The 6,765-nt window shown below is 40.0% G+C and carries 4 protein-coding genes and 3 pseudogenes; 3 read left to right on the forward strand and 4 right to left on the reverse strand.

Translation table 11 applies throughout. The features are described from left to right. A partial coding sequence (locus RG565_RS08845; protein ID WP_374989851.1) for an Arm DNA-binding domain-containing protein occupies positions 1-306 on the reverse strand: 306 nt, incomplete at its 3' end. Between the two features lie 53 nt (positions 307-359). Continuing rightward, positions 360-701 (reverse strand): DUF771 domain-containing protein, encoded by a 342-nt coding sequence (locus RG565_RS08850; RefSeq protein WP_022525474.1) that lies wholly within the window; start codon positions 699-701, stop codon positions 360-362. A gap of 168 nt (positions 702-869) precedes the next feature. Here RG565_RS08850 and RG565_RS08855 point away from each other — a divergent pair. Further along, positions 870-974, forward strand: a pseudogene (locus RG565_RS08855) (IS982 family transposase); the annotation flags it as partial. Positions 975-977: 3 nt separating this feature from the next. Here the strand turns inward: RG565_RS08855 and RG565_RS08860 are convergent. Both RG565_RS08860 and RG565_RS08865 read right to left on the reverse strand, forming a co-directional pair. Then, positions 978-1,235: pseudogene (locus tag RG565_RS08860) on the reverse strand (IS3 family transposase); the annotation flags it as partial. 79 nt (positions 1,236-1,314) lie between these two features. Beyond that, positions 1,315-1,425: pseudogene (locus RG565_RS08865) on the reverse strand (type II toxin-antitoxin system prevent-host-death family antitoxin); the annotation flags it as partial. A 512-nt stretch (positions 1,426-1,937) separates the two neighbouring features. On the opposite strand from RG565_RS08865, the gene RG565_RS08870 reads away from it, so the two are divergent. Together RG565_RS08870 and RG565_RS08875 are read left to right on the forward strand one after the other, a co-directional pair. Further along, positions 1,938-3,347: a MucBP domain-containing protein gene (locus tag RG565_RS08870; protein WP_247937434.1), complete on the forward strand. Its 1,410-nt coding sequence runs from the start codon at positions 1,938-1,940 to the stop codon at positions 3,345-3,347. 25 nt (positions 3,348-3,372) lie between these two features. Beyond that, a partial coding sequence (locus RG565_RS08875) for a MucBP domain-containing protein (protein WP_308937469.1) occupies positions 3,373-6,765 on the forward strand: 3,393 nt, incomplete at its 3' end.

Consider the following 6,765-nt stretch of genomic DNA (forward strand, 5'->3'; position numbering starts at 1 on the left):
AGGTGATTCTCCAAAGTATTTTTGAATAAACTTTCCACGCAAGCGATGCTTGTTTTGTGTAGAATCCATTTTATTGAGTGGGATGATTTTTAAATGGTACCATTTTTCCCACAATTGGAAGAGACTGATGTTTTTATCAATGACCTTTCCTTGATGTAATTTAATTTCTTGGGTCAAACCTTCAATTTCAGCTTCTTTTTTGGTTTTAAATCCTGATTTTGATGTAATATAGTTCCCTTTTTTGTCAGTGATCCGATAAGACCACTTCCCTTTTTTCCCTCCGCGTTGCGTAATGTATAGTGACATGGTTCCCTCTTTTCTAAGAAATCGATAACCAAGGTTTTATCTTGGTTATCTTGTCATAATTCAAAAATTTTTGCAAAATGATCCTCGAAAAATTCTTTGGTTTTGCTTGCCAGAAAGTAATAGCGTCCGCCTTGACTATCTGGGTATTTCACAAAGCCATTGCTATTTTTATCAATGTCAATTTGATTACGAATTTCAGGCTTATAAAGCACGTTTTCGAGTAACCATGGACGAGAGACGGAAAGAAGTTCTAAAACCTCAGAGAGCGTAAGATAACGCCCTTTTGAGGAGATTTTTTTGAGTTCTTCATACTCGGAACGGTCAACGATAATTTTATCGGGTGGGAGTTGTATCGTAATATTTTTTAAGTCAATTTGTAGGGTGGTTGGTTTCATAGGCAGTTAGTCCGTATCCATTTCTTGGTCAATGATGGTCACATCTTTGATGTGTCTGCTTTCGTGATAGCGTTTTGATTCTATAAATTTTACCCGTGGTGCTAGTTCACTTCAAAATACCCATTTGGACTGTACTGTAAGTGACAAAATCAACAGGAGGTCATCCAAATGAGTCATTTACAGAATACCGCTAATTCTCATTACTTGGAATGGAACATAGGTCAATTATCAAAAATTTGTCAGATGCTCTGTCGAAACTATTGCCCAGATTCGATACTTTTTTAGCAATTCCGCCTGTAGTCGTAACTGTTCCACTTCGGATAGCTGTTCCATTCCTTTACCGTAGGTATATTGTTTCCCCACGGGTTGATGGAAACGGTGCAGTTCATCATTTCGATACCATCGCCACTAGGTCTTGACCTGACTAACATTTTTGATGCCCAGGGTCTCCATGATAACCTTATTGGGCTTACCTGCTTTCTTCATTTCGATACAGGCTAACTTAGTTTCTACCGAATACGCTTTTTTGACCATAACAAAACACTCCTGTTTCTAGTTTACTAGATTTCAACAGGAGGGTTTTTCTTGTGCCTCATTTTATGGGGCTAGTGCCGTTTTCATCAGGATTTTTATTGACAACCATTAGAGGTTCATATTCATCGTTGACTTTTTTCATGTAATGTTTTAAATTGTTTCTAAAATTTGAATAGACGACCGCTTCTATTTTATATCACCTCATTTTAAGACTATTCTTAGTATAATACTTGACAGGAAATTGTACAAGGGTTAGCAGCTAGTTTTAACCCTCTTGTTTTAAAAAGTTGAAAATAAAAAATACAGCTCACTGCCGTTGCATAAATATTGATTCCAGAGATATTATTTTCATTTTATACACCATTATTGAAGTGAAAAATAGTTGGATTTTAGAGCAAAAGCTCCGTATATATGCAAAATGTTGATTCATTCGATTGTCTAGACCAATTGGAATTTAAAAGTTATCAGCGCTTTAGATTACTTTTTATTAGATATCTGTAATTTATCTGTAATCAATCTACATTTATTTACAAAATGTCAAGAAATGTAGAATACCTCTGTAATGAGATTAAATAAATTTGTGAAAACCATGTAATTGGCTTGACATTCAAGAAAAAAATTACTATCATAAAAGTGAACAGTTTTTTTTAAAACTAGGACTTAACATATCCAATATGTTAAAATATTGAGAGGATATTTAGAATGAAAAAAAGCAGGTTCTTTTTAGCGTCAACGGCTGTATTGTTATCAGCCTTAGGTGCAAATCCTGTGTTGGCTAGGGATGTTGAGCGCTCTATCTCCACAACGATTGTTACACCGACTGTTGACAGCAATAAAAAGGCTTCTACTGAAACGCCAGAGTCTAAGCAGGAAAATGCAAACACCTCTACGGCTGTGATGTCGGCTGCTCCTGTAACTCCTGACAAGTCCACGTCAGTTGTTTCGGATACGGATAAGCCAAGCGCGTCAGACAAGGTAGAGGCACCAAAGACAACGCGAACAACACCGACTGCTCCAGAAAAGGACAAGTCGGAACTGTTGGATTCCTCAAGTAAGGTAGAACCGCCGAAGATAGACCCTGTACTACCGGCTACACCAGATAAGGATAAGTCTGGAACATCAGACTCTGAGTCTTCAAAGCCAAAACAATCGGAACCAGAAAAGAAATACGGTGACGTAACGGTTGAGTATAAGAGTAAAGATGGTGCTTTGATTGCTCCAAAAGAGCTAGACACGCCGACTTCTGTGGTGGGGACGGATTATGATACGACTGACTACCGAAGAGAGACCATTATCAGCTCAGAGGGTAAGAAATATCGTCTTGATCTGAAAGCTACTCAGGGTTATGAAAAAGGGAAAGTTCTTGAGGGCAATACCAATATTACTTACTACTATGATCTGGTCACAGAAACGCCAGACTCTAATAAGGTAGTGCCACCGAAGCCGGAGCCAGATACCCCAGATAAGACTAAACCGAGTACATCGGATTCGTCCGATAAAGGGGCAACTCCACAGGACAAACCACCAATTCCAAATCCTTCGGAGGATTCATCGGTTAGTCCAGATAGCTCCATAGCAGATACTGTGACGCCGATGGATACAATTCCTAGTGATGGGATGTTGGATACTCAGCTTGAACAGACGAATAGTTTAGAGGAGGGTATCAATCCGTCTATATTGACTGAAAAAAGTAAGGATGAACCGACAACTTCTGATGTGGACTTGAAAAAGGATGAAACATTCAGTCTTGACAATGCTTCATCTGTGACTACTAAAAAAGGTGACACGATTGACAATCCAATCAAATCAATCATCTCACCAGCTGATCCGCTTTTGACGGACAAGGGCTTTGAGATTATTGGTAATGATCAAGGAGAAGTCACTATCAAAAACGCAGACGGTTCTAAAACATCTGTACCAGCTGCGCAAGTAGGTGCTAGGGCAAATCCTGATGGAACGGTCACTGTCAAATCAAGTAATGGTAAGTTTACATTGTTGCCAGATACGGGGGAAGCAACCACGATTCTTGCAACGATTGGTTTATTTATCTTGGCTCTATTAGGCTTCAAAAAAGTCAAGCCTTTTGAGAAAGATAATTGGTTAATTGGGTAATTATTAAAAAGGAAAGAGGAATTTTATGTTTCATAATAGCAAAACGAAGGGTCATGGTTCGATCCGGAAAAACAAAGTTTATGGCACCATTGGTATCTTGACGCTTGGAACCATTGCAATTCTTAGCGCTCACCAAGGTGTAGCTGCTGATGAAGTAAAGGCAACGAAGCCAACAACGCCAGCTCCAGTGGCGGAAGCTTCTGATACAAGTCTTGCTGCACAATCAAAAGCAGCAGCAACTGAAGCAGCTAGCAGCTCTACAGCAGCAATAACCACTGCAAAAGCTGAAACAACAGCACCAGCAGGAGCTACTTCAACAGCTGACACTACAACAGCGTCAGCGACTACAACAACTGAAAGTGCAGCTACGCAACCAGCCACAGCACCAGTAGCGAGTACAACGCCAGCAGCAACAACTGCAACGCCTGAAACAACGCCCGCTCCTGCTACAACAGCAAAAGCTGAAGCAACTACTCCTGCGCCAGCAGGAGCAGTATCAACCTCAGACCCAGTAGCTACTCCGGTAGATCGTACGGAAGGTTCAAAAGTAACTGTCGAAAACCAAAAACTAAAAGATGCGATTTCTGAAGCAAATGGTTATAACATTGATGTTAAGCAAAATCAAAATGACAACATTGGAACAGCGAACAACCAAGTAGAGTCAGATGCTAAAAAGGACCTTGCCAACACTCTTGAGGAAACACAAGCAACTCGTATCAAGACGGGGGTAGATGCCTATAAACGCGACCTAAAAAAAGCGCAAGCAAACACCGGCACTCCAGGCTATCTAAGTGAAGTTGTCAGCCAAGGCTTGAAATTTGAACGGGAGCCTAATGCTAAATTGTCTATCACTGGTACCACTGAATTTGGTCAAAAAGATATGAATAATATGTCATATGAGGAGTATGTGAAATCTGGTGGAACGTTTGCAAACAATCCAATCCCAGCATTTACAACGAGACTGTCAGCTGGTGGAAGCCGGTTTGTCATCCCTAAAATTAAAAGCGGACAAACCATTACGGCTACTTATACGGGCCTCCAAAATTCTAAATATAATGGAGTAAGTATTTCAAAGGTTACTTATGAGGTAACGAATTTAAACCCTAAAACAGGTATCGTTGGTTTTGCTGAGAAGGATCCGACGAGAGGGATTTACACTTTTTATGACATAAATGTACCTTCTAGATATAAAGTTGTTGCTCGCTTCTATGATGCTGATGGCAATGTTATAAACTTTAAAAAAGATAACCCTGCAATTTTGGCTCTAACAAGTTTAACCAAAACAGAACCTAAGACTGGAAAATTGGCTGGTCTGAAGCACGAAGAAAGCATAACAGATTATAATTTCCGACCAGTAAAGATTACCGGTTCTTTGGTTGAAAAACAAACCGATGGACGTTTGGCAGCAAATATTGTCACTGACGGCATTAAAGACGACTATGATGATCCAAATTTCTATAAAATGGGGATTGCGGGTGTGGCAGAAAGCGGAGATTCAATTTCCTTTGTGATGCAGCGGACTACACAATGGGATAGAGGTTATTGGTTAGCTATTACAAGCAAATTACCATCTCGCTTTACTCTTGTAAAACCAGATCTTGAATACAATCTGGTTGAATACAATCTTGCAGGGAATGTCTTGCTGGATAACTATATTCAAGGGACTACTACTAAACTAACAAATACTCAAACGGTTAAACCTACGGGAACTCCTGTTGGTGAAGACTACACAACAACACACCAAGACAGAATCACAACAGCGGATGGCAAGATCTATAAATATGTGTCATCAACTAATAATACAACAGGTAAAGTTAAATTAGGTACGACGAACGTAGCAAACTACTATACAGAAGTAAAAGGGAATGTTGTTGTTGACTACCAAGATAAGCAAGGCAACACTCTTTCTCCACGTATTGTGGATACACCAGACACATCAGTAGGAACGGCCTACGATACAACTGACCACAAACCGTCTACGATTACAACAGCCGATGGAGCAAGTTACCGCATTGACCCTACAGCTACACAAGGTAAAGAAAGTGGTAGAGTTGTCGAAGGAACAACCCGCGTTGTCTATGTTTATGATAAGCTTGAAAAACCAGTAGAGAAATATGGTAATGTTGTCGTTGACTACCAAGATAAGCAAGGCAACACCATTGCTCCGCGTATCGTAGATACACCAACTTCACGGGTTGGTACTTACTATGACACAACTGATCACAAACCAACTACCATTACGGCGGATGATGGCACAACTTATCGTATTGATACCAATGCTACACAAGGTCACGAGAGTGGTCAGGTTGTCGAAGGAACAACCCGCGTTGTCTATGTTTATGACAAAGTTGAAAAACCGGTAGAGAAGAAATACGGTGATGTTACCGTTGAATACAAGAACAAAAGCGGCGCTACAATTTCACCAAAAGTAACGGATACACCAAGATCAGAAGTCGGAACAGACTATGATACAACCGATCAACGGAAAGAAACAATCACGACAGTTGATGGTAAGAAATATCGTCTTGATCCGAAAGCAACTCAAGGTGCAGAAACAGGAAAAGTCGTTGAAGGCAATACCAATATTACCTACTACTATGATCTTGTACCAGATATTCCAACACCAGATGAATACGGTAACGTTGTCGTTGATTACCAAGACAAGAAAGGTAATACTATCGCACCACGTGTTGTTGATACACCAGATAGCAAAGTTGGTACGAACTACGATACAACAGATCACAAACCAACTAGAATTACTACAGCTGATGGTAAAGTTTATCACATTGATCTAAATGCAACTCAAGGTCAAGAAAGTGGTAAGATTGTCAAAGGAACTACTCGTGTTGTCTATGTTTACGATGAAGTGGTTGGTGATGTAACCGTTCATTATAAAGATGAAGATGGCAAAGTTATCAAAGATCCTGAAAAAGATACAACTGGTGCTCCAATCAATACGGTTTATGACACTCGTGATCACGCTCATAAGACGATTACTACAAAAGATGGTCGTACCTATGAAATTGTTCCTGAAAAGACTCAAGGTCTTGAACAAGGTCGCGTTGTTGAAGGAAATACAGATGTTACGTATATCTACAAACAAGTATTCGGTGATGTAGTTGTTCACTATGAAGACGAATCTGGTAAGAAGATCAAAGAAGATGTAACGGATACTTCTCATGCTCGTGTTGGCGAAAATTACGATACGACCGATCACAAGACGACAGCGATCAAGTCTGGTGATAAAGTGTACAACCTCGTTCCTGAAAAGACAAAAGGTAATGAAAAAGGTAAAGTTACCAAAGGCGTAACCGAAGTTACTTATGTCTACAAGGAAGTGAAAGCAGAGCCTAAGAAGAAAGGAACCAATGCTAAGGGTGAAGATGTCAACGGTAAGACCATGTTGGCAGGTTCAACC

The sequence above is a fragment of the Streptococcus sp. IsoGale021 genome (assembly GCF_031142795.1).
Lineage (GTDB): Bacteria > Bacillota > Bacilli > Lactobacillales > Streptococcaceae > Streptococcus > Streptococcus hominis.

Coding starts and splice junctions, on each gene's coding strand:
- RG565_RS08850 (WP_022525474.1), bottom strand. CDS start 701: ATGAAACCAACCACCCTACAAATTGACTTAAAAAATATTACGATACAA.
- RG565_RS08870 (WP_247937434.1), top strand. CDS start 1,938: ATGAAAAAAAGCAGGTTCTTTTTAGCGTCAACGGCTGTATTGTTATCA.